This is a genomic window from Phaeobacter sp. HS011 (genome assembly GCF_018101215.1).
Classification (GTDB): Bacteria; Pseudomonadota; Alphaproteobacteria; order Rhodobacterales; family Rhodobacteraceae; genus Phaeobacter; species Phaeobacter inhibens.
Genome location: NZ_JAGEUF010000006.1, coordinates 1 through 22,635 on the forward strand (window position 1 = coordinate 1; position 22,635 = coordinate 22,635).

The following is a 22,635-nucleotide window of genomic DNA, read 5'->3' on the forward strand; positions in this document are numbered from 1 at the left end:
AGGCACCCTGACCGCCCACACCAGATGGCCCCCCACCCCCCCCCCCCCCCGCCCAAACCCCCCGCGCCCCCCCCCCCACCGCCCGGCGGGGGCCGCGCAGATCCCGTCTGGGATCTGAGATCACCGCTATCCGGGCCGGATCATCTGCCGATCCGGACTGATCCCTGTCTTAGCTGAGCGCTGCGTCGCAACGACCACAGACGCCCGCGTGACTGTGGTTGCCCACATCCGGCAGGATTTTCCAGCAACGCTGACACTTGTCACCATCGGCCTTCTCAAACACCACCGATACGCCGTCCACCTCGGGCATGCGGAAGGCTTCCGCCGGGGCCGGATCACCGCTAAGGGCAATATCAGAGGTGATGCAGACATCAGCGAAATTCACCGATTTCAGCGCCGCCAGCACCTCCGCGTCGCGCACATGCACCACCGGCGCGGCCTCCAGCGAGGCGCCGATCACTTTGTCCACGCGCTGCACCTCAAGGGCGGCGGTGACGACGCGGCGGGCCTGACGGACCTTGGCCCATTTCGCGGCCAGTGGCTCATTCAGCCAATCCGCAGGGGTGGCCGGAATGTCCTGCAGATGCAGCGAGCTGTCATCACCGGGGAAACGCTCCAGCCAGACCTCTTCCATGGTGAAGACCAGGATCGGGGCCAGCCAGGTAGTCAGGCGGTGGAACAGGATGTCCAGCACGGTGCGGGCCGCACGGGCGTTTAGCGTGTCACCATCGCAGTAAAGCGCGTCCTTACGAACATCGAAGTAGAAGGCCGACAGATCCACGGTGGCAAAGTTGAACACCGCAGAGAACACGCCCTGGAAATCATAGGCCTGATAGCCGGTGCGGACCTTGTGATCCAGCTCCGCCAGACGGTGCAGGACCCATTGTTCCAGCTCCGGCATATCCGCCGGATCTACGCGCTGATCCTCAGAGAAATCCGCAAGGCTGCCGAGCATGTAGCGCATGGTATTGCGCAGGCGGCGATAGCCATCGGCGACGCCTTTCAGGATCTCCGCCCCGATCCGCTGGTCGGCGGTGTAGTCGGTCTGCGCCACCCAGAGACGCAGGATATCAGCGCCATACTGCTGGACGATTTTCTCGGGCACGATGGTGTTGCCGAGCGATTTGGACATCTTGTTGCCCTTCTCGTCCAGCGTGAAGCCATGGGTGACCACGTTGCGATAGGGCGCGCGGCCTTTGGTGCCACAGGCCTGCAACAGCGAGGAGTGGAACCAGCCACGGTGCTGATCGGTGCCTTCCATGTAGACGTCGGCGATACCGTCCTCGGTGCCGTCCTCGCGGTCGCGCAGCACAAAGGCGTGGGTGGAGCCACTGTCGAACCACACGTCCAGCACGTCAAACACCTGATCGTAATCCTCGGGGTTCGCGATGCCGTCGAGCATCTTGTCCTTGAAGCCATCCGTGTACCAGACATCGGCGCCGTGTTCTTCGAATGCGGCCACGATGCGGGTGTTCAGCGCCTCATTGCGCAGAAGGAAATCGGGATCGGTCGGCAGCAGGCCCTTCTTGGTGAAGCAGGTGAGCGGCACGCCCCAGGCGCGCTGGCGCGACAGCACCCAATCCGGGCGGCTCTCGATCATGGAATAGAGACGGTTGCGGCCCGTCTGCGGGGTCCAGTGCACCAGCTGGTCGATGGAGTTCAGCGCACGGGTGCGGATGGTGTCGCCCATCTCGCCCATGCCGTCGTCCAGCTCGCGGTCCACTGAGGCAAACCACTGCGGGGTGTTGCGGAACACGATCGGCGCCTTGGAGCGCCAGGAATGCGGGTAGCTGTGGGTGACGCGACCACGGGCAATGATGCCACCCGCCTCGACCAGCTTGGCGATCACGGCGGTGTTGGCTTTGCCTTCCTTGCCCTTTTTGTCAAAGACCTGAAGCCCGGCAAAGAACGGCACATGTGGCAGGAACTCGGATTCTTCACCCACGTTATGGGTCATCCGGTCGATCCAGTTGCGCGCCACGAAACACTCATAGTCATCCGCACCATGGCTGGGCGCGGTATGCACGAAACCGGTGCCCGCATCATCGGTGACATGGTCGCCGTCGATCATCGGCACGTCATAGTCCCAGAAGCCGTCGGCCCCCTCGATGCCTTTGAACGGATGGTTCAGGATCAGGCCATCGAATTCGGAGGCCTCGACATCGCGGACCTTGGTGAATTCGGTGACGCGGGATTTGCCAAGCGCATCCTCGGCCAGCGCATCGGCAAAGAGATACAGCTCACCCGGAGTGGTCCAGCTTTCCTCCTGCGTGGCATCCACGCGGTAGAGGCCATAAGCCACCTTCGGATTATAGGCGACAGCCTTGTTCGACGGGATGGTCCAGGGGGTCGTGGTCCAAATCACGACGCGGGCCTCCGCCAGATCGCCAGTTGCATTGGCAGTACCGAACGGCACCCAGATGGTATGCGACTTGTGGTCGTGATACTCAATCTCTGCCTCGGCCAGGGCGGTTTTCTCAACCGGTGACCACATCACGGGTTTGGAGCCCTGATAAAGCGTGCCGTTCATCAGGAACTTCTGGAATTCCCCCGCGATCACCGCCTCGGCGTGGTAGTTCATGGTCAGATAGGGATCATCCCAATTGCCGGTGATGCCCAGACGCTTGAACTCCTCGCGCTGGATGCCAACCCATTCATCGGCAAAGGCGCGGCATTCCTGACGGAAGTCGACAACCGGCACCTCGTCCTTGTTCTTGCCCTTCTTGCGGTACTGCTCTTCGATTTTCCATTCGATCGGCAGGCCGTGGCAGTCCCAGCCCGGAACATAACGCGCGTCAAAGCCCATCATCTGGTGCGAGCGGACAATCATGTCCTTGATCGTCTTGTTCAGTGCGTGGCCGATATGCAGGTGACCGTTGGCATAAGGAGGGCCATCGTGCAGGGTGAAGGGCTTGCGCTCAGCATCGGTGCCCTTGGCGGCGGCGGCCTTTTCGCGGAGTTTGTCATAGACGCCAATCTGCGCCCAACGCTCCAGCCAGCCCGGCTCACGCTTGGGCAGGCCCGCGCGCATCGGGAAATCGGTTTTGGGCAGATTGAGGGTGTCTTTGTACTCAGGCGTCTGAGGCGTGTCGGCACACATGTGCAGCGTCCTTTGGATGATCTGGTCGTATTTTGGGATATTCGGTTCGGTGCGATGGCTCAAGCACCTTTGCCCGGCGGCTCACGTCTTCAGAGCGCCGGGGATATAATTCGAATAATGATGGCCGCAACATGGGACATGAGGGCCTTATAGGGCGGCACGGCAGGAGGGTAAAGCGGCAGATCGAGGTTGGCAGATACATATCAATGCGCAATGCTATCAACATTCTTTCAAAATCATTGAGCTATCAAACGTATGCCCTCAACTGATGCCGTTACTATTTCGCTCCCCTTCACGCATCATCAGCTAACAATGCTTCTGGCGACAGTCGGCCTTGTTGGTCTGCTGCTGCTAGCCTGGTACGCCATATCCGTGCCGACCTACAAACAAAAGAAACACCGCTGGACCGGTAACAGTGCTCTGCTGAGTTATGGACTCTGCGTGCTGCCAATCTGGGCCTTTCTCCTGTTCCAGACAGTTTCCGCACTATGGCTTTTATCGGGGAATTTCCCGCCAGATACTGGCGTCGATCTGCGTTGGCATGTGCTTGCCTTTGTGGGGCTGGTGACTGCCACCGGAGGCTTAGTTGGCGCCCCCTTGGCGCTGTTGCGCGTCTGGGCAAATGAGCGTCAGACCCGAACCGCCGAGCAGAACCATATGACCGACCGCATCACCAAAGCTGTGGAACAGCTTGGTGCAGAAAAGACCATCAAACGCGTCATAGGTAATGAGGCTAGTGAAGCGGGATCTGCGCTTTCGCAGATACTAGCAACACCAAAACCAGTCATCGAGGAAGTTACCGAGCCAAACATCGAAGTCCGTATTGGTGGGTTACTTGCATTGGAGCGAATATCACGGGATTCGATCACATATGATCGCGGCCGGGACCACCTGTTGGTCATGGACATTCTCTGCGCCTATGTCTGCAATAATTCACCGCTGAGCGCCGCCGAGGAGGTTGCCAGAGGGCGTTTCATCCGCATGAAAAACAACCATGTGATTTCACCTCCGGATGATCTGCCCGAGTCTGAGTACACGGATATCCACGAGAGAGTTTTCGATATACCAAGCCCTCGCTCCGACATCGCTTTTGCGATCAAGATCCTCGGGCGCCGTACCCCTGAACAGATCCAGCATGAAAGGCGGCATTGCTACCGCCCGACACTATCACGCTGCAATCTTCAGCGAGCGGATTTCTCGGACGGTGACTATTCATACATGAGTTTCTTCGAGTCACGTATGGAAGGAGCCTATCTGAATCGCGCCAATTTCTCTCACTGCAACCTGTCAGGAGCAGTTGTGACACGAGGGTTTCTTAGCAAGACTGTCCTAGATTTCGCTAAGCTGACAAACGTCGATTTTAGTCATGCTCAATTACACTCAGTCTCATTGAGGAAATGCATCTTCTCTTTCACCTATTTCGACCAAGCATATATCGAAGATGCGATTTTTGATATTGAGCTAGAGCCGGGATCGGTAAATGCTGTACGTCTAGTCAACCCAAATCTACGCTCAGCTCAATTCGAGGGTACGATGGAATACACATTTAGCGGCTATCTGAAACCAGTCCATAAACATGTACCGCGCAAATGGAGCGCCGTTGTTTTCAGAAATGCGACGGTTTCCTCCGCTGCGCTGCATTTTTTTGACCCTCATCGCACCTTTGGGGATGGCTCTGTCACTCTGACGAGTGGACAACGGCCGGACCATTGGGTCGATGAAAGGTTGGACGATTTTGCATTTGATGACGCAGTGCAGGTCTGGGGCCAAACCTATGAGAGATTGCCTGAGGAAGACGGTGAAACAGGATTGCCACGGTAGAAATAATTGCACAATTGGTCGCAGGGGTTGCCCTGCGCGGTGGGTGTACCGGCGGGGCGCTCTGGTGTAGCGACGGGGTGGAAAGGCGGAGTTCACATGACCCAGACGTCCCTCGCGCGGTTTGATATTACGGCGGAACAGATCGCCTATGTGGTGGATATATTCTATGCCCGCGTGCGCGGCGACGCGGTGCTGGGGCCGGTGTTTTCGGCGCATGTTGAGGATTGGCCGGAGCATGAGGCGCTGATCACCCGGTTCTGGCGCAATGCGATCCTGCGGGAGAAATGCTATGGCGGCAATCCGATGCGGGTGCATGTCAGCAGGCCGGATGTTAGGCCGGAGCATTTTGCAATCTGGCTGGGGCTGTTTCACGAGGTCTTGCAGGCGGAACTACCGGAACGAACGGCCCTGCAATGGGGCGCTCTGGCGGATCGGATCGGCGAAGGGTTTCGTACCGGGATCGTCGCCATGCGCCAGCCAAAAAACGCCCCACCCAAGCTGTTCTGATCCTAAGACACAGGCCCTCCCGCATCTTAGGATCCCTCGCATCCTTGCAGCCTTGGGCGTGGCTCATGCTCTGCATGAGCCTGAGGCGTGTGGCTAGGCGTCCTTGGTGAACAGGCCGGTGAGGGCGCGCTGAATAACCTTGCGGGTCCGGGGTTTCTGCGCCTTGGAGAAGGCCATCGGGCGGCAGACTTCCATGGCGGCGATGCCGACGCGGGCGGAGAGCGCGCCATTCACCAGACCTTCGCCAAAGCGGCGGGAGAGCTTTGACAGGAGCGATCCGCCGAGCACCGGTTCCAGCAGGTCATCGCCAACTGCAACAGCGCCGGTGGTCACCAGATGGGCGAGCACCGCGCGGGTGAGGCGCCAGGAGCTGAAGAATCCGGACCGCCCGCCGTAGATCTCGGCGATGCGGCGGATCATCCGCAGCGAGGTCACCAGCGCCGTCACCACATCGGCCAGCGCCAAGGGCACCAGCGCGGTGACCGTTGCGACCTGCCGCGCGCCCCCTTCGACCACGCGCAGGGCGCGGGCATCCAGCGGCGCAAGCAACTCCGCCTCTGCCAGCTGTAGCAGCGCGTCGGCGTCCATGATGTCGCTCTTGCGCTCCCCCAGCCGGGCCAGTCCCCATGTGAGATCCTTGCGCCCGCGATAAAACCGTTCCAGCCCCGCCACATAGCTGCGTGCAGCCTTCAGATCAGCGGTGGCATCAGCCGTCTGACCCGGTGCGGAGGCCGAGGGATCCGCTGAGAGCAGCGGCTGCGCGTTGCGCAGACTCTCGACCCGGCGCAGGCGCGAGAGGGCCGCGAGTTCACGCAGGCCCATCAGGAGGGCCAGAAGAACGGCCACGGCAAAGCCTGCGGTGATCGCCCAGCCCAAGAGCGGCACGCGGTCAATCAGCCCGGTGACGAAATCCCAGGCCGCAACCGAGATGACAGCGCCGATCAGTGCTGTCAGACAGGCCCAGAACCAGCGGGCCAGTCGCGATGGGCGACGGCTGGCCAGCGCGGCGGCCTGCGCCAGTGCGGGCTGTGGCAGGTCGCTGCTGGCGCCATCCAGATCCGGGACCGGCGGCGCGCTGGCCACATCCGGGGCGGTGTCTGCGGTGGCGCTGTCCGTGAGGTCGAAGAGGACGGCATCCTTACGGGTCATGCGGTGTCCTTTTTCTTGTCAGGTGACGTCGCGGCGGGCGGTTTTGAAGCGGAGGATTTTGTCGTTTCCGCTGCGCGGGATTTGGGGTCAGACTTTGGCAGGGGTGTGGGCCAGATATACTGAATATCCGGCAACCCTTCGTCATTGCCCGCGCCATCGGTGCGGCTCTGTTCGACAAAGCCTTCGCGCAGGTAGAACCGCTGCGCGCCCTCGTTGGCCGCAAAGGTCCAGAGCTGAAGCGGCGACTGCACCGATTTGGCGTGATCCAGCAGCAACCGTCCAAGCCCCTGCCCGCGCGCCGTGTCGCGCACATAAAGCGCGCAGATCTCCGCGCCTTCAAGGGCCAGAAACCCCTCTACCCGCCCGTCGATCTGCGCGATGGTGACCCAACCGCGATCAATCATGGTGCCGCAAAAGCTGATCGCCTCTGCGCCGGTGTGTTGCTTGGGCATCCAGGGGGTATCGACCTCGAAGCGGTGCAGGATCTCGGCGACCTTGCCGGCATCGGTGCTGCGCGCAGCGCGCAGGATGGGCTGGGATGAGGCTGTCATAGGCGATCTCCGATCAGGAATTCCGCTGCCCGGTCCAGGCGGATGTGAGGCGGGCCATCGCCGGGCCGCAGGGTCAGAGGTGCCGGGGCAAAGGCCATGGCCTGATACTCCCCGTCGAGCCAGCTTTCGGCGCCCTGACGGGCTGGGGTCAGCAGATGCGAGGGATCCTGTGGCAGTGCGCCGGGATAAAACGCGGCGGGCTTGCCACTGTCCAGAAGGGTGCCGCGCACGCAGGGCAGATCACTGCCGTTGTGGCTGCGCAGCTCCTCCGTCGTGGCGCGCAGAGCAGCGAGCGACAGGGCCGCTGTCTCAGCCCCGGCGAAGCGGGCACGGTCACGGGCATCGCGGGTCAGCGCCTCGATGATGGCGGTCAACTGCGGATGCTGCTGGTGATGCAGGTGATCGGCCTTGGTCGCCGCGAACAAGATCTTTTCCACCCGTTTGCCGCGCAGGATCTGGCGCAGAAACCCGTTGCGGCCCGGACGGAAGGCCGCAAGGATATCGGTCATCGCATGCCGCAGATCCTCCACCGCGCGGGGGCCCGAATGGATGGCGCTGAGCGCATCGACCAGAACCACCTGCCGGTCAATGCGGGCGAAGTGATCGCGAAAGAAGGGTTTGACGACCTTGGATTTATAAGCCTCAAAGCGGCGCTCCATCTCGCGGTGGAGGGACCGGCGAGGGGCGCTGTCCGACAGCGGGATCGGGGCAAAGGTCAGCACCGGAGAGCCCGCCAGATCACCCGGTAGCAGGAACCGCCCCGGCGTGCAGTCATAGTAGCCAGCGGCGCGGGCGGCCTGCAGATAGGCCGCGAAGGCCCCGGCCAGCTCCTGCGCCAGCGGCTCGTCATGCGGGGCAGTGGCGTCGGCTTTCTGCGCCAGATCCAGAAAGCCCTGCGCCTGCGATCGACCGCGGATGCGGGTCAGCACCTCATCGCACCACTGAGCATATGATTTATCCAACAACGCCAGATCCAGCAGCCATTCGCCGGGATAATCCACGATATCCAGATGCAACGTACGCGGCCCTTGCAGGCCCGACAGCAGACCGTTGGGCTGAACCCTGAGGCTGAGGCGAAGCTCGGAGACGGCCCGGGTGCTGTCGGGCCAATAGGGACGCGGACCTGTGAGGGCGCCAAGGTGGTTTTCGTAGTCAAAGCGGGGCACGGTATCGTCCGGCTGGGGTTGCAGAAACGCGGTCTCGATCCGCCCTTCCCGCGCAGCGGAAAGCTGCACCATACGGCCCCGGTTCATCAGATTGGCCACCAGCGAAGTGATGAACACTGTCTTGCCCGCACGAGCCAGCCCGGTGACCCCGAGGCGGATCGACGGTTCAAACAGGCTCTCCGATAGCGAGGCGCCCGCGCCTTCGACGCTGCGCAAAACCCCGTCTGCCAGTGATGATAGTCCCAAAGGTTTGCCCCGCCCTGCCGACCCTGCCAAAGGCCGGATCCGTGTTCAATTTGACCAAGATAGGGGCTGGCGGAGCGTGATACCACCCCGGTCAGCTGCTGTCGGGGACTTGTGCCGCAGCCCCGGCCGCGTTACTTGCCCGCCCATGCCGCGTTTTGCTCTGAAAGTCGAATATCACGGCGCCCCCTTCGCCGGGTGGCAGCGCCAGAAGGATCAGCCCTCGGTTCAGGGGGCGATCGAGGATGCGCTTGCGCGGCTGGAGCCGGGACCGCACACGATTGCGGCGGCGGGGCGCACGGACACCGGCGTACATGGTCTGGGTCAGGTTGCCCATTGCGATATGGTGAAGGACTGGGATCCCTTCCGCCTGTCCGAGGCGTTGAATTTCCACCTGAAACCAGCCCCGGTGGCGATTGTCGATTGCGCCCGTGCCGAGGATGACTGGCACGCGCGGTTTTCTGCGGTTGAGCGGCAGTATCTGTTTCGCATCCTGATCCGGCGCGCACCGGCGACCCATGATGCAGGGCAGGTCTGGCAGCTCAATCATGATCTGGACGCCGGAGCCATGCAGGAGGCAGCCAATCATCTGATTGGCCAGCATGACTTCACCACATTCCGCTCGTCGATCTGTCAGGCCGCCAGCCCGCTGAAGACACTGGACGAACTGCGGATTGAGCGGGTTCAAGGCTTCTCCGGGCCGGAGATTCATTTCCATGTGCGCGCACGGTCTTTCCTGCACAATCAGGTGCGCAGCTTTGTCGGTACGCTGGAGCGGGTCGGCGCAGGGGCGTGGTCGCCTGAGGATGTGAAATCTGCGCTAGAGGCCGAGGATCGCGCCGCCTGCGGTCCCGTCTGCCCCGGTCACGGGCTCTATCTGGCACGCGTGGGCTATCCTGAAAACCCCTTTGAAGTCGCGTAATTAGTTCCCTGAACCAGGCCACATTTGGCTGCTCTGGCCAAATCTGAACCACGTGCGCAACTTTTTTGCTCGCGACCGGGAACCAATTCTCACCCCGTGCGTTTTCTTCCCAGATTTCGGTCCAGAACAAACAGGTGGCTACGTGGACAAAGAAATGAATCTTCTTGGCAGTCTACTGCGATATTCTTCGTTGCCTCTGTCGCTGATCAACCCGGAAGCGGAGGAGCTGGAGTTGTCCTTCGTCAATCCGGCCTTTGAAAAAGCGACCGGCTACAGGGCTGAGGACGTGCTTGATCGACCTTGCCCGCTGTTCGATGGGCCGGCGGTGAAGCAGAGTACGATCCGCGAGCTGAAAATCGCCCGCGACCGCTGCAAACGCATCTCGCGTACGCTCTGGAATTATGATGCCAGCGGACGCTCCTTCGAATGCCTGACCTACATCGATCCAATCACCGTCACACCCGGCAATATCGTCTTGCTGGGGTGTCATTTTATGCTGTCACCGGAGCTATCGTCATCCCCGCCTCTGACTCACACGGAAGATACAGGTGTTGCGGATCGGGTATCCGCCAATGGGCCTACCGGTGGCGAGTCGGAGCGCGCGGCTGAACTCCATGATCTGGAGAACCAGAAGGACGAGCTGTTGGATTATGCCCGCAAGGCGCTGCTGCGCTGTCTGGAGATGCGCCGCAACACGCTCTACAGCCGGATTGATCTCTACTTCAATCGCCGTCGCGGCAATCTTCTAGGAGCGGAACCGCAGGATGTTGATGCCGCCGCCATGGCCCGCGATCCGTTGCTGGGGCAGCGTGAAAATCAGGCCTGACGGCCTGATTTCGGGGTCCTGCGCCTGCAGCACCGGGTCAGCCGCGACCGCGGTAAGGGGGTACGCCCTGATCAGGGATCCAGACGCCTTCGGGCAGAGGACCGGTTTGCCAGAACACATCAATCGGGATGCCTCCACGCGGATACCAATAACCGCCGATCCGCAGCCACTGCGGATCAAGGAAATCTGCCAGACGGCGCGCAATGGACACCGTGCAATCCTCATGGAATGCTCCGTGGTTTCGGAACGACCCCAAGAACAGCTTCAGGGATTTACTCTCCACCAGCCATTTCCCCGGCACATAGTCGATCACCAGATGGGCAAAGTCGGGCTGGCCGGTCATCGGGCAGAGCGATGTAAACTCCGGCGCGGTGAAGCGTATGTTGTAGGCCACATCAGCCTGCGGATTGGGCACCCGCTCCAGTTCAGCCTCTTCGGGGCTCGCGGGCATCACAGTAGCACCGCCCAGTTGTTTCAGGTTTTTATAGATATCATCAGTCATCTTGTTGTCTCCTCGTTCCGCGCGTTCAGACGCCGCGTTTGTTGCCCCAGACCAGCACATGCAGCTGCGGCAGCACACGGGGGGCAAACCAGCGGTCAGCGGTTACTTTTTCAATCAGCCAATGCAGCCGTTCGGTGGCGGCGGTCAGATCCACCGGAGTCTCTGGATCGACCTCCGGGTTGCCCGGTTGCAGGTAAAGCGGCAGGTCAGGCCGACGATTTGCCACTGCCTTGGCCCAGTCGTAATCGCAGTCATCGAAGATCACGATTTTCAGCACGATCTGATCACAGCCCTTGGCGGCCGCCAGGCAGTGGTCGAACTTCTGCCAGTCCACACGGTGACCGCTGGAGGGAGGTTTCGGGCTAAGCACAAGGGTGTCGAGCGCGGCAAACCAGGGCTGGCTGATGGAGCCTTGCGTCTCGCAGGCGAAGCGATAGCCGGCCTCCTTGCCCTGGGCGATCAGCGGCGCGAAATTCTGGATTGCCGGGTTGCCACCTGAGAGCGAGACGGTCAGCGGCTGACCACCGCTGAGGCGGGTCACCTCCTGCCAGACCTCATCCGTGGCCATCGGGGCCCAGGTGTCGCGATAGCGGCTGTCGACCGCATGCAGGCTGTCGCACCAGCTGCAGCGATAGTCACAGCCCCCCGCGCGGACAAACACGGTGGGTTCACCAATCAGCGCACCTTCGCCCTGGATCGTCGGGCCAAAGATCTCCGCGATCCGCAGGGTGGTCGGCGCCGACCGACTGGCCCCTTGCCTGTTCACAGGGGATGATGTGTCACCTGCCGCACGCACGGCACGCGGTATCAGAACCTCGGTCATGGGCGGTACTCAGCCCATGTTTTCGGGGTCTCCGACACCCGTACTGCAGCGGTTTCGGGCCAGCGCGCGACACACCATTCGTAAAAATGACGGGCCATGTTCTCAGCGGTGGAGGGGCCCTCCATAACATCGTTCAGATGGCGATGATCGAAGCTGCCGTCGATGTAATTCTTCAGCGGCGCCAACTCGTGATAATCGCGGACAAAACCATCGCTGTTCAGCTCAGCGCCCGCCAATTCGACCACCACGATATAGTTGTGCCCATGCAGTCTGGCACATTGATGATCTGCTGGCAGATGGGACAGCTGATGCGATGCGGAGAAGTGGAATTCTTTGGTAATCCGAAACATCATACGGCTCCTTCTTTGATGGCGGTGCGCCAAAAGTCGGGATCCTGGTAGATTGTCGGATCCTCAACCCCTGCCAGATCGAAGGCCTCACGGCGTTCAACGCAGGTGCCACAGCGCCCGCAGTGGTGCGCGCCGCCCTTGTAGCAGGACCATGTCTCGGCAAAGGGGGTGTTCACGGCTGCGCCTGCGGCGACAATATCCCCTTTCGAGCGATGCACGAAAGGCGTCACCAGCGCGACATCGGCATAGCCATCCAGCGCCATGCGCTGCATCACGTCGAAAGCATCGGTGAAGGCCGGGCGGCAGTCCGGGTAGATGAAGTGATCGCCGCCATGCACCGCCGTTGCCACGGCCGTGTCGCCCTTGGCGGCGGCAATTCCATACGCAATGGTCAGCATGATGGCATTCCGGTTGGGCACGACTGTGACCTTCATGGTCTCTTCGGCGTAGTGGCCGTCCGGCACATCAATATCATCGGTCAGCGCCGAGCCGCTAAGCGCGGCACCGATCGAACGCATATCAATGATCTCGTGGGGAACCCCAAGCCGTTGCCCGCAGGCGGCAGCATAGTCGAGTTCCTTGCGGTGGCGCTGTCCATAGTCGAACGACACCAGCCGCGAGAGCTGCCCTTTGGCAGCAAGAATATGGGCAAGGGACACGGAATCGAGCCCGCCCGAGCAGATGACAAGTGTTTTCAAGTTTTCAGTCCTTGTTTTGATATCCGGGTAGGCTGCGACCGGAAGGCGTGCGTATAGCGACTGCCGTTAACCACGGCAAGATATCCACAGAAAATTTCCGCAACGTCAGGATCTGGAGCGTTCGAATTTCTTGTGACCTATTTTTGTTTTATTTTCAGCGCATTAATCCAAACACAAAAAGCGCCCTCCTGATGGAGGGCGCCTGAGAGTGATTTTGGAGATCCGTTTCGCCAGAGATCCGCGAGGATCCCGGGCAGAATGTTAACCGAGATCTTCCTGGCTGTAGGCTTTCAACTCAGCCCGCGCGACCTGCCTGCGGTGCACCGCATCCGGCCCATCGGCGAGACGCAGGGTGCGCACATGGGTCCAGGCCTGCGCCAGCGGCGTGTCCTGGCTGATGCCCTGCCCGCCGTGCATCTGCACCGCCTCGTCGATCACCTTCAACGCGACACGGGGAGCAACCACTTTGATCTGGCTGATCCAGGGCGCTGCTGCGCGGGCATCCCCCTGATCCATATACCACGCCGCCTTGAGACAGAGGAGACGGGCCATTTCGATCTCCATCCGGCATTCGGCGATGATGTCGTAGTTGGCGCCAAGCTGGGCCAGCGGCTTGCCAAAGGCCTCGCGGCGCAGCGAGCGGCGGCAGAGCTGTTCCAGCGCGCTTTCGGCCTGACCGATGGCACGCATGCAATGGTGAATGCGGCCCGGCCCAAGGCGACCCTGCGCGATTTCAAATCCGCGCCCCTCTCCCAGCAGCATATGGTCTGCCGGAATGCGCACATCTGAGAAGCGGATATGCATATGACCATGGGGCGCGTCATCGTGACCGTAGACCTCCATCGGGCGCAGCACCTCGATCCCCGGCGCATCCGCAGGCACCACGATCATCGACTGGCGCTTGTGTTTGGGCAGGTCGTCGCCGCCGGTGCGCACCATCACGATATAGACCTTGCAGCGCGGATCCCCAGCGCCTGAGGCCCACCATTTCTCGCCGTTCAGCACATAGTCATCGCCGTCGCGCACGCAGGACATGGCAATATTGGTGGCATCCGAGCTGGCGACGTCCGGCTCCGTCATCAGATAGGCCGAGCGGATCTGCCCCTGCAGGAGCGGCGCCAGCCATTGCTGTTTCATCACCTCGGTGCCGTAACGTTCGAACACTTCCATATTGCCGGTGTCGGGTGCTGAGCAGTTGAAGACCTCTGCCCCCAGCGGGGTTTTTCCCATTTCTTCAGCAAAGTAGGCATATTCGACGGTCGAGAGGCCAAACCCCTTGTCACTGTCGGTGAGCCAGAAGTTCCACAGGCCCTGCGCCTTGGCCTCGGCTTTCAGACCTTCTAGGATTTCGGCCTGCCGGTCGGTGTACTGCCAGCGGTCGCCCTTGCCGATTTCCGCGTGATACTCGGCCTCCAGCGGCATGATTTCATCGCGGATCATCGCCGCCACCCGATCCAGAAGCGCGCGGTTTTCGCTCCGCATTCCCAAGTTCATGTCCATCCCGGCGCCTCTTTGTGTTGTTTCCCTTGGGTGCAGCATGGCGCGGGGGTTGTGGCGCTGTCCAGCCGCGTGACGGGACGTCACGGAAGGATGACCGCAGCAGAACAAAAGAAAACGGACCCCGAAGGGTCCGTTTCGTAAGCGGTTACTCTGCCGCCTCGGCGTAGTCTTCCATCGGTGGGCAGGTACAGACCAGATGGCGGTCACCGTAAGCATTGTCGACGCGGTTCACCGGCGGCCAGTATTTGTCGACCCGGAAGGCCCCCGGAGGGAAGCAGCCCTGTTCACGGGAATAGGGGCGATCCCAGTCTTTCACGAGGTCTTCCATCGTGTGGGGGGCGTTTTTCAGCGCGTTATTGTCCGCATCCATCTCGCCTGCCTCGACCGCACGAATTTCCTCGCGGATCGACAGCATCGCCTCGCAGAACCGGTCCAGCTCGGCCTTGGTCTCGGACTCTGTCGGCTCCACCATCAGGGTGCCAGCAACCGGCCAGGACATTGTTGGTGCATGGAAACCGCTGTCGATCAGGCGCTTGGCCACATCATCAACAGTGACATTGGCGCTGGCCTCAAACGGGCGGGTGTCCAGAATACACTCATGCGCGACGCGGCCCGTGGGGCCCTTGTAAAGCACGTCATAGGCGCCTTCGAGACGTTTGGCGATGTAGTTGGCGTTGAGGATTGCCACCTTCGTCGCCTGCGTCAGGCCCGCACCGCCCATCATCAGGCAGTAGGCCCAACTGATGGTCAGAATGGAGGCAGAGCCAAAGGGGGCCGCAGAAACCGGGCCTTCCTGTCCGCCGGTTTCCGGGTGGCCGGGCAGATGTGGTTGCAGATGCGCCTTGACGCCAATCGGGCCCATGCCGGGGCCGCCACCGCCGTGGGGAATGGCAAAGGTCTTGTGCAGGTTCAGGTGGCTGACGTCGCCGCCCAGATCGCCGGGACGGGACAGGCCCACCATGGCGTTCATATTGGCACCGTCGATATAGACCTGACCGCCGTGATCATGGGTGATCTTGCAGACCTCATGCACGGTTTCTTCGAACACGCCGTGGGTCGAGGGGTAGGTGATCATGCAGCCTGCAAGGTTTTCGGCGTGTTTCTCTGCCTTTTCGCGGAAATCCTTGAGGTCGATATCGCCGTTTTCTGCGGATTTCACCACGACAACCTTCCACCCCACCATCTGGGCAGAGGCCGGGTTGGTGCCATGGGCCGACATCGGGATCAGACAGATGTTGCGATGACCCTGACCGTTGGCCCGGTGATAGGCCGCAATGGACAGAAGGCCTGCGTATTCGCCCTGCGCGCCAGAGTTGGGCTGCATGGAGATCGCATCATAGCCGGTGATCTGGCATAGCTTCTCGGAGAGATCGCTGACCATCTCTGCATAGCCCTGCATCTGGTCAGCAGGGGCAAAGGGGTGGATGTTGGCGAACTCCGGCCAGCTGAGCGGCATCATCTCTGCCGCGGCATTGAGCTTCATCGTGCAGGAGCCAAGCGGGATCATCGCACGGTCCAGCGCCAGATCGCGATCTGCGAGGCGGCGCATGTAGCGCATCATCTCGGTTTCCGCCCGGTTCATGTGGAAAATCGGATGGGTCAGATAGTCAGACGTGCGGTGCATATTTTCCGGCACGCGATATTCAGGCGTGAAATCATCGTCGCTGCGGCGAATACCAAAGGCGCGCCAGACGGCTTCGATGGTCTCTGAGCGGGTCACCTCATCCAGGGTGATACCAACGCGGGTTTCACCAACCCGACGCAGGTTCAGCCCCTCGTCCACGGCGGATTTCAGCACCGCCTCTTGCAAGGGACCGACGTCCACGGTGATCGTGTCGAAGAAGGATCTGGGATCCACCTTGAAGCCCGCTTCCTCCAGCCCCTTGGCCAGACGCACGGTCTTGCGGTGGATGCGCTGCGCAATGGCTTTCAGGCCTTTGGGGCCATGGAAGACCGCATACATAGACGCCATCACCGCCAGCAGCGCCTGTGCGGTACAGACGTTGGAGGTCGCCTTCTCGCGGCGGATGTGCTGTTCGCGGGTTTGCAGCGACAGGCGATAGGCGCGGTTGCCATGAGCATCAACCGACACCCCGACAATGCGGCCCGGGATCGCGCGTTTATAGGCATCCTTGGTCGCCATATAGGCCGCATGCGGGCCACCGGCGCCAACCGGCACGCCAAAGCGCTGGGTCGAGCCGACAGCTATGTCTGCACCCATCGCGCCCGGTTCCTTCAGCAGGGTCAACGACAGCGGATCTGCCGCGACAACGCCGATGGCATTATGTGCGTGCAGCTGGGCGATGTGATCGGTGAAATCGCGCACATGGCCATAGGTGCCGGGGTATTGGAACAACGCGCCAAAGACCGCTGAGGCGTCCAGCTTATCCGGGTTGCCGACAATCACCTCGATCCCCAGCGGCGCGGCGCGGGTCTGGATCACGGCGATGTTCTGCGGGTGACAGTCGCGGTCGACAAAAAACGCTTTGGCCTTCGATTTGGAGACCCGCTGGGCCACGGTCATCGCCTCGGCGCAGGCGGTGGCCTCATCCAGCAGAGAGGCATTGGCGATTTCCAGACCGGTCAGATCCGAGATCATGGTCTGGAAGTTCAACAGCGCCTCAAGACGGCCCTGCGAGATTTCGGGCTGGTAGGGCGTGTAGGCGGTGTACCAGGCCGGGTTTTCCAGAATGTTGCGCTGAATGGCGGGTGGGGTCACGGTGCCGTGGTAGCCCTGCCCGATCAGCGAGGTTTTCAGAACGTTCTTCCCTGCGACCTCACGCATGTGATGCAGCAGTTCCCGTTCCGACAGAGGGCGGCCAAACTCCAGCGCGGCGGCCTGACGGATGGTGGCAGGCACGGTGTCGTCAATCAGCGCGTCCAGATTCTTGGCGCCGACCACGGCAAGCATGTCGTCCATCTCTTCGGGAGACGGGCCGATGTGGCGGCGATTGGCAAAGTCGTACGGCAGGTAGTCCGTGGGTTCAAAAGACATATGTCGCCCTCTTCAGCAACAGGAGGTTAAGGCAGCAGGATGCTGCGGGCAGGCCCGATCTTGCGGCTGATGGCCACGATCTATGCGGGAACAGCGATCAAAAAACCCCGCCGCGCAAGAGGCGCAGGCGGGGCAGAAGGATCAGCCGATGAAGTCCTTGTATCCGGCTTCATCCATGTAATCGTCCATCGGGGACAGATCAGCAGGTTTGATCTTGAAGAACCAGGCGTCGCCCTGCGGATCCTCGTTGATCTTGCCGGGATTGTCGGCCAGTGCCTCGTTCACCTCGACGATCTCACCGTCCAGCGGCGCCAGAATATCGGAAGCGGCTTTGACGGACTCGATCACAACGATCTCATCATCCTTGGAAACCTCGGTGCCGACCTCGGGCAGCTCCACAAACACGACATCACCCAGCTGCTCAGCTGCGTGGCTGGTGATGCCCACTGTGATCAAATCGTCGCCTTCCGGCAGCAGCCATTCGTGTTCTTCGGTAAATTTCATCAGTCTCTTCCTTTGGGGGTGGCGCTGGCGTCAGCGTCTGCAGCGGCCCGCCCGGTTGGACGGTCGCGGTTTGGTGGTAATTATCTGCGGCATCATGGGGATGATATCGGCGGCCTCTGCCCGGTCCCGACCGACAAGGTCGACGCAGGGCAGACCAGCGCCGGGGACCCCACGCACATCGGCGAGGGGGATATCTGGTTGTCCCGAGGTCTCAGCAGCCATGCCGATCCATCCCATGTGTATCAGGGCCGGTCCGATCCGCTGTGGTGGCTTGGTCCCGGCATCAAATCGTGCGCGCAGGCAATACCTGCACGATGTGATGCCCCCTCTGTCCCTTTGCCTGAGATCGTTATCCCTTCGGCGCCCTGATGTGGTCAGGATCTCTCCAGAGTGTGTTGCGCCTGCGGTCCCTGTGGCCTGAGAGTTTCCGGGGCGGTTGCTCCTTCGGCACCAAAGTCGACGATGAATTACCGCCGCGTTGGTTCTCCCGCATACGCCTGTATACGCTACCAATAATATCGTTTCTCTTCAAGCTGCAATGCCGTCATCAGGTGGCATTTCCGACAGCTGGCACCGCCAAATCCGACAACCGCCAAGCACCGGGATAGTGTTGCACATAACCATCAGTAAAGATTGAAATATTCGGCCTGTTCCCACTCACTTACCGTATCCAGATAGCGGGCCCACTCGACCTCCTTCAGATGGGTGAGATAGTCGACCACATCCTCCCCAAGCGCGCTGCGAAACAGCTCCGATGAAGAGAAGGCCTGCAAGGCCTGACCAAGCGAACGCGGCAGCTTCTCCGCGTCGTCAGAATAGGGAGAGGCGGTGGGGGCCAGCGCACGCCGACCGGCCATCATCCCCTCGCTGCCCGCGATAATCTGGGCAGCCAGCGCAAAATATGGATTGGCGGTGCTGTCAGGGGCGCGGTTTTCCACCCGGCTGGAGGGGTCACCGGGGCGCATCAGCCCCCGCAACATTGCACCGCGGTTGTCTTCCCCCCATTGCACACGATTGGGGGCTAGTTGATAGGGCAGATAACGTTTGTAGCTGTTCACGGTTGGCGCCACCAGAATTGAGGCGGCCTCCGCATGGGCAAGCAATCCCGCGATCCAGCCGCTGGCTTCGGCGGTCAGCTCGCCCGCGACCTCTGGCATGAAGAGGTTGCGTCCGCTCACGGTGTCGATCAGCGATTGATGGATATGCCAGCCGTTGGCCATGGCGTGGTCCTGCCGGGGCTTTGCCATGAAACTGGCATGCAGCCCGTTTGCGGCACAGACCTCCTTTGCCATGGTGCGAAACATCACCATAGCATCTGCCTGCGTCATGGGGTCAGCGGGATCAAAGGTGAACTCGAACTGGCTCGGCCCCATCTCGATCTCCACGGTGCGCACCGGCAAGCCAAGTGCCTGCGCATGACGCCGGAGGGCATCAAGAATGCCCTCAGCCTCAGCGTAGCGGGTTTCGGTCAGATACTGATACCCCTGGATAAGGTTGCGTGTCTCAATCGGGGCCCCCGGCATGCCCTGCTGGGCGTGGCCCAACGCAGGGTCGACTCGCTCAAAAATCTGGAACTCGACCTCCAGCCCGACGACCGTCTGAAGGCCCTGCTCCGCCAGCGTTGCCACCGCACGCTCCAGCACATGGGCCGAGCCGAAGGGCACGGTTGCACCGTCATGAAAGGCCACATGACAGAAAATCCAGGCCGAATGCGGCGACCAGGGCAGCACGCGAAAGGTCTCCGGACGTGGCACCAGCAATACATCACTGGCGCCCTGCATCGGCGTCACCACCTCTTCCGGGTTTTCGCTCCACACCGGGAAGACGGTGCGATGCGCGGTGTCTTTCAGCAGCAGCGTCGACGGCACCGCAATCCCCTGCTCGAACAGCGACCGCAGACCTGCGGCAACCAAGGTCTTGCCCCGCAGAATGCCATGTTGATCGGCAAACAGCACCCGCACGGTTTCCACCCGCGCGGCCTCGCATTGCGCCAGCACCACCTCTGCGTCGTGACAGGCCTGGTCCGAAAGCAGCCCGTTGCGCGCCAGCGCGCCCCTGTTGAGCGATGTTGTCATCTTGTGATCCGGCCTTCTTCCTGTCCGCTTCCTGTCCGCGCCTTCGAAATCTTCACCGCCAACAGTGACGTTGCGTCCGATGAGCCCATAGCACAACCTCTGCCACAATTCTGTTATGCAAATGGATAATTTAAGCTTGAACTAAAAAACTAGTTCAGGTCCAGTCTCTTATCAGGAGCCAAGTGGAAAAACCGCAAATTTAGCAAAGATTTCCGCACGTAGCCAAAGAACAAAACCAACGTACTACCCAAGGTGGCGAAAACAGGGACACTAATAACCGCGCCGATCATGCAACAGGTCCAATGGACGTCGCGCTAGCTGCGCACAGGCCTGAAACGTTCCAGTTTGATTGCATGTTCCGGCGAACGGAGGGGCGCTGCCGCGTATTTGTGGAAGAGACAATGAGTGAACAAGACCGAAATATTTCCTCCAGCTTTGCCAAGGGGCTGGCTGTTCTGGCTGCATTCGATGCTGCAACGCCAACGCTGACGCTGGCTGATATAGCCCGGCGCACGGGCCAGGATCGCGCCACCGCGCGGCGCGGGGCGCTGACGCTTGTGCAGGCGGGTTATCTGCGCCAGCAGGGCCGTGTCCTGTCGCTGACACCACAGGTGCTTGCGCTGTCGGGCGGTTTTCTTCAGGCCAATCAGTTCGGCCGCAAGGTGCAGCCAGTGCTCAACCGTCATGCGCGCAGTCTGGGTGCGGAAATCACCCTCGCAACGCTGGATCAGGGGCGCGTACTGCTGCTCGCACAGTCCACTGTCGAACATGCGCCTGTCACTTATGGATTTACGGCCGGCGCACATATCCCGCTGGTTCACACCAGTTTGGGCCGGATGCTGATGGGGTGCCTGCCGGAAGAAGACGCCGCTGAAACGCTGGCGACTGCGGATATACCCCGCCATACCGAACAATCGCTGACCCAGCCGGATCAGATCCTTGAGCGGGTCGCAACGGCGCGACAGCAGGGGTATGCAGTCACCGACAGCGAGTTTGAAACCGGCATTATCGGCTATGCGGTGCCAGTGTCGCGCCCGGAGCAACGGCCGATTGTTGTTGGCAGCTCATCTCCGCGTGGGGTGAACCCGGCGCAGGATACCGAACAGTCCCTGCGGGCCCTGCAACTTTGCGCCGCCGAACTGCGCCAGAGCCAGGCGTTGGCAGACCTCTAACCAGAGATGCGGCGAATGGGGGCAGATGCGCGCGCTGCCCTGTTTCACGATTCGCCTCTGCTGCCGCCAGTCACGCGCCTGTCGTCCGATATTCAAAATTTCGCGAAGGATGTTATCCGCAGCGCCCCCCTTGGAGCGCCCCGCGCAAGCCCGCATAAATGCGGTGTGCATCACGAAAGGACCGCCGATGACCGCGCCGCGCTATTACACCCCTCAGGGAGGCCACCCCGGTCAGGAGCAGCTGCTGACCGACCGCGCCATGTTCACCGATGCCTATGCGGTCATCCCCAAGGGAACGATGCGCGATATCACCACATCCTATCTGCCGGGTTGGCAGGGCATGCGCATGTGGGTCATCGCCCGCCCTTTGAGCGGCTTTGCCGAGACTTTCTCGCAATATATCGTCGAGCTGCAGCCCGGTGGCGGGTCAGACGCCCCCGAACATGACATCGCTGCACAATCCGTGCTTTTCGTGACAGAGGGCGAGATTAGTCTGACCCTCGACGGGGCACAGCACACCCTGACGCCGGGCGGCTATGCCTATATTCCGGCAGGCGCGGGCTGGACCCTGCACAACAGCAGCGGCAGCGCGGCAGGGTTTCACTGGATCCGCAAACGCTGGGAGGCGGCACCGGGTGTCGAGCGGCCCGCGCCGCTGATCACCAACGAGCGCGACATTGCTCCGACAGTGATGCCGGACACCGAAGGCCGCTGGGCAACCACCCGCTTTGTTGATCCGGCGGACATGTCCCACGATATGCATGTCACCATCGTGACCTTTGAACCCGGTGGCGTCATTCCGTTTCCGGAGACCCATGTGATGGAACACGGGCTCTTTGTACTGGAGGGCAAGGCCGTCTATCGCCTTAACCAGGATTGGGTTGAGGTGGAGGCCGGTGACTTCATGTGGCTGCGCGCCTTCTGCCCGCAAGCCTGCTACGCTGGTGGGCCGGGGCGCTTCCGCTATCTGCTTTACAAAGACGTCAACCGGCATATGCCGCTGAGCCCACCGCGCTAACCAAGGGCACGCACAACCATTGCCAGAATGCGCAGCACCGTTAAGGTGTCAGGAGAACCTGAACCCTTGAACGCGGGCCGGTCCCGGCCCGCCCAGATGGAGCCTGCGCCCATGTCGATCTTATCTGCCGCGTTCACAGTCTTGGCTCTGGGGCTATCGGCCCTGCTGGCGGGTCTCGGTAGCCATCACAGACAACCAGCATCTCTTGTCGCTTCTGCCCGGCCAAGGCCCGGACCCCCGCGCAGACGATCAGCGCGGCGCGTGGTTGGTCTCGCCCTCGTGGCCGCCCTCGGCCCCGCCATGCTGACCCTGCCCACCGCAGCCGGTGCCGGATCAGACCCGACGGCGCAGGTGAGCGTGGTTCAGGTTCTGGGTCGCAGCTGGCATGTCGCCCCGATGGCTGAAATGCAAAGCGAGAGCGGTCGTCTCAGCTCCGGGCGCTACATGGCGCAGCGCCAGAATGCAGAGCTTGATCCGCTGCGCCCACCTGCGGTTCTGACCGCCAAACAGGCCGTCCGTGCGTTTTACGCGGAAACCGGTTGCCGCGCACGGATCGACACCATGGTCCGCTCGATCAACGGGACATATTTCGCAGATCTGGTCTGTCGTTAGGCCCCGGTCAGACGGGCAGCGGCCCATTGAAACACGACGCGGGAAAATGTGACCGAAACGGGGGGCCGATTGCCGCTGTTGCGGATTGAGCCGGATGCCGC

19 protein-coding genes and 2 riboswitches are annotated in these 22,635 nt (G+C 61.3%); of the genes, 7 read left to right on the forward strand and 12 right to left on the reverse strand.

All coding sequences use genetic code 11. The features are described from left to right. Positions 1–169: 169 nt before the first annotated feature. Positions 170–3,100: an isoleucine--tRNA ligase gene (gene ileS, locus J4721_RS12595; protein ID WP_211002912.1), complete on the reverse strand. Its 2,931-nt coding sequence runs from the start codon at positions 3,098–3,100 to the stop codon at positions 170–172. 255 nt (positions 3,101–3,355) lie between these two features. On the opposite strand from ileS, the gene J4721_RS12600 reads away from it, so the two are divergent. Then, positions 3,356–4,921 (forward strand): pentapeptide repeat-containing protein, encoded by a 1,566-nt coding sequence (locus J4721_RS12600; protein ID WP_211002911.1) that lies wholly within the window; start codon positions 3,356–3,358, stop codon positions 4,919–4,921. Between the two features lie 96 nt (positions 4,922–5,017). Further along, positions 5,018–5,428 carry a group III truncated hemoglobin gene (locus J4721_RS12605; RefSeq protein ID WP_027247953.1) on the forward strand — a complete coding sequence of 137 codons (411 nt, stop codon included), beginning with the start codon at positions 5,018–5,020 and terminating at the stop codon, positions 5,426–5,428. A gap of 93 nt (positions 5,429–5,521) precedes the next feature. Here J4721_RS12605 and J4721_RS12610 read toward each other — a convergent pair whose 3' ends face one another. Genes J4721_RS12610 through J4721_RS12620 form a run of 3 tightly spaced genes read right to left on the reverse strand, consistent with a single transcriptional unit; the run spans position 5,522 to position 8,540 of the window. Next, complete coding sequence (locus tag J4721_RS12610) at positions 5,522–6,577, reverse strand: YcjF family protein (protein WP_102874764.1); 1,056 nt, start codon at positions 6,575–6,577, stop codon at positions 5,522–5,524. Next, positions 6,574–7,128, reverse strand: a complete 555-nt coding sequence (locus J4721_RS12615; protein WP_211002910.1) for a GNAT family N-acetyltransferase — start codon at positions 7,126–7,128, stop codon at positions 6,574–6,576. Before J4721_RS12615 ends, J4721_RS12610 begins: the two co-directional genes overlap by 4 nt. After that, positions 7,125–8,540, reverse strand: coding sequence for a YcjX family protein (locus J4721_RS12620; RefSeq protein WP_014879214.1), 1,416 nt, complete (start codon positions 8,538–8,540; stop codon positions 7,125–7,127). The genes J4721_RS12615 and J4721_RS12620 overlap by 4 nt, the downstream gene beginning before the upstream one ends. Positions 8,541–8,685: 145 nt before the next feature. Between J4721_RS12620 and truA the strand changes: the two genes are divergently transcribed. Together truA and J4721_RS12630 are read left to right on the forward strand one after the other, a co-directional pair. Next, positions 8,686–9,459 (forward strand): tRNA pseudouridine(38-40) synthase TruA, encoded by a 774-nt coding sequence (gene truA / locus J4721_RS12625; protein ID WP_211002909.1) that lies wholly within the window; start codon positions 8,686–8,688, stop codon positions 9,457–9,459. 154 nt (positions 9,460–9,613) lie between these two features. Further along, the gene (locus tag J4721_RS12630) at positions 9,614–10,285 is read left to right on the forward strand and encodes a PAS domain-containing protein (RefSeq protein ID WP_211002920.1); all 672 of its coding nucleotides are present in this window, start codon (positions 9,614–9,616) and stop codon (positions 10,283–10,285) included. Positions 10,286–10,322: 37 nt separating this feature from the next. Here J4721_RS12630 and queF read toward each other — a convergent pair whose 3' ends face one another. The 8 genes from queF to J4721_RS12670 all read right to left on the reverse strand — a co-directional run bounded on the left by queF (position 10,323) and on the right by J4721_RS12670 (position 19,732). Beyond that, positions 10,323–10,787: a preQ(1) synthase gene (queF, locus tag J4721_RS12635; protein WP_014879211.1), complete on the reverse strand. Its 465-nt coding sequence runs from the start codon at positions 10,785–10,787 to the stop codon at positions 10,323–10,325. Between the two features lie 25 nt (positions 10,788–10,812). After that, a complete protein-coding gene (gene queE / locus J4721_RS12640) occupies positions 10,813–11,610 on the reverse strand; it encodes a 7-carboxy-7-deazaguanine synthase QueE (protein WP_244915643.1) in 798 nt (265 codons plus the stop codon). Beyond that, on the reverse strand, positions 11,607–11,960 hold the full coding sequence (gene queD, locus J4721_RS12645; protein WP_027247959.1) for a 6-carboxytetrahydropterin synthase QueD: 354 nt from the start codon (positions 11,958–11,960) through the stop codon (positions 11,607–11,609). The genes queE and queD overlap by 4 nt, the downstream gene beginning before the upstream one ends. Next, positions 11,960–12,658, reverse strand: coding sequence for a 7-cyano-7-deazaguanine synthase QueC (gene queC, locus J4721_RS12650; protein ID WP_211002908.1), 699 nt, complete (start codon positions 12,656–12,658; stop codon positions 11,960–11,962). The genes queD and queC overlap by 1 nt, the downstream gene beginning before the upstream one ends. 261 nt (positions 12,659–12,919) lie before the next feature. Continuing rightward, on the reverse strand, positions 12,920–14,158 hold the full coding sequence (locus J4721_RS12655; RefSeq protein ID WP_211002907.1) for an acyl-CoA dehydrogenase family protein: 1,239 nt from the start codon (positions 14,156–14,158) through the stop codon (positions 12,920–12,922). 145 nt (positions 14,159–14,303) lie between these two features. Beyond that, positions 14,304–17,153, reverse strand: a complete 2,850-nt coding sequence (gcvP, locus tag J4721_RS12660; protein ID WP_211002906.1) for an aminomethyl-transferring glycine dehydrogenase — start codon at positions 17,151–17,153, stop codon at positions 14,304–14,306. Positions 17,154–17,294: 141 nt separating this feature from the next. Then, positions 17,295–17,657, reverse strand: a complete 363-nt coding sequence (gcvH, locus tag J4721_RS12665; protein WP_014873653.1) for a glycine cleavage system protein GcvH — start codon at positions 17,655–17,657, stop codon at positions 17,295–17,297. Positions 17,658–17,981: 324 nt separating this feature from the next. Beyond that, a riboswitch (glycine riboswitch) is annotated at positions 17,982–18,050 on the reverse strand. A 1-nt stretch (position 18,051) separates the two neighbouring features. Then, a riboswitch (glycine riboswitch) is annotated at positions 18,052–18,157 on the reverse strand. Positions 18,158–18,280: 123 nt separating this feature from the next. Then, positions 18,281–19,732 carry a glutamine synthetase family protein gene (locus J4721_RS12670; RefSeq protein WP_211002905.1) on the reverse strand — a complete coding sequence of 484 codons (1,452 nt, stop codon included), beginning with the start codon at positions 19,730–19,732 and terminating at the stop codon, positions 18,281–18,283. Positions 19,733–20,085: 353 nt separating this feature from the next. On the opposite strand from J4721_RS12670, the gene J4721_RS12675 reads away from it, so the two are divergent. The 3 genes from J4721_RS12675 to J4721_RS19745 all read left to right on the forward strand — a co-directional run bounded on the left by J4721_RS12675 (position 20,086) and on the right by J4721_RS19745 (position 22,534). Continuing rightward, positions 20,086–20,904 carry an IclR family transcriptional regulator C-terminal domain-containing protein gene (locus J4721_RS12675; protein ID WP_014873651.1) on the forward strand — a complete coding sequence of 273 codons (819 nt, stop codon included), beginning with the start codon at positions 20,086–20,088 and terminating at the stop codon, positions 20,902–20,904. Positions 20,905–21,091: 187 nt separating this feature from the next. Next, complete coding sequence (locus J4721_RS12680) at positions 21,092–21,922, forward strand: bifunctional allantoicase/(S)-ureidoglycine aminohydrolase (protein ID WP_199538319.1); 831 nt, start codon at positions 21,092–21,094, stop codon at positions 21,920–21,922. Between the two features lie 261 nt (positions 21,923–22,183). Beyond that, positions 22,184–22,534, forward strand: a complete 351-nt coding sequence (locus tag J4721_RS19745) for a hypothetical protein (RefSeq protein ID WP_371816068.1) — start codon at positions 22,184–22,186, stop codon at positions 22,532–22,534. Positions 22,535–22,635: the final 101 nt, after the last annotated feature.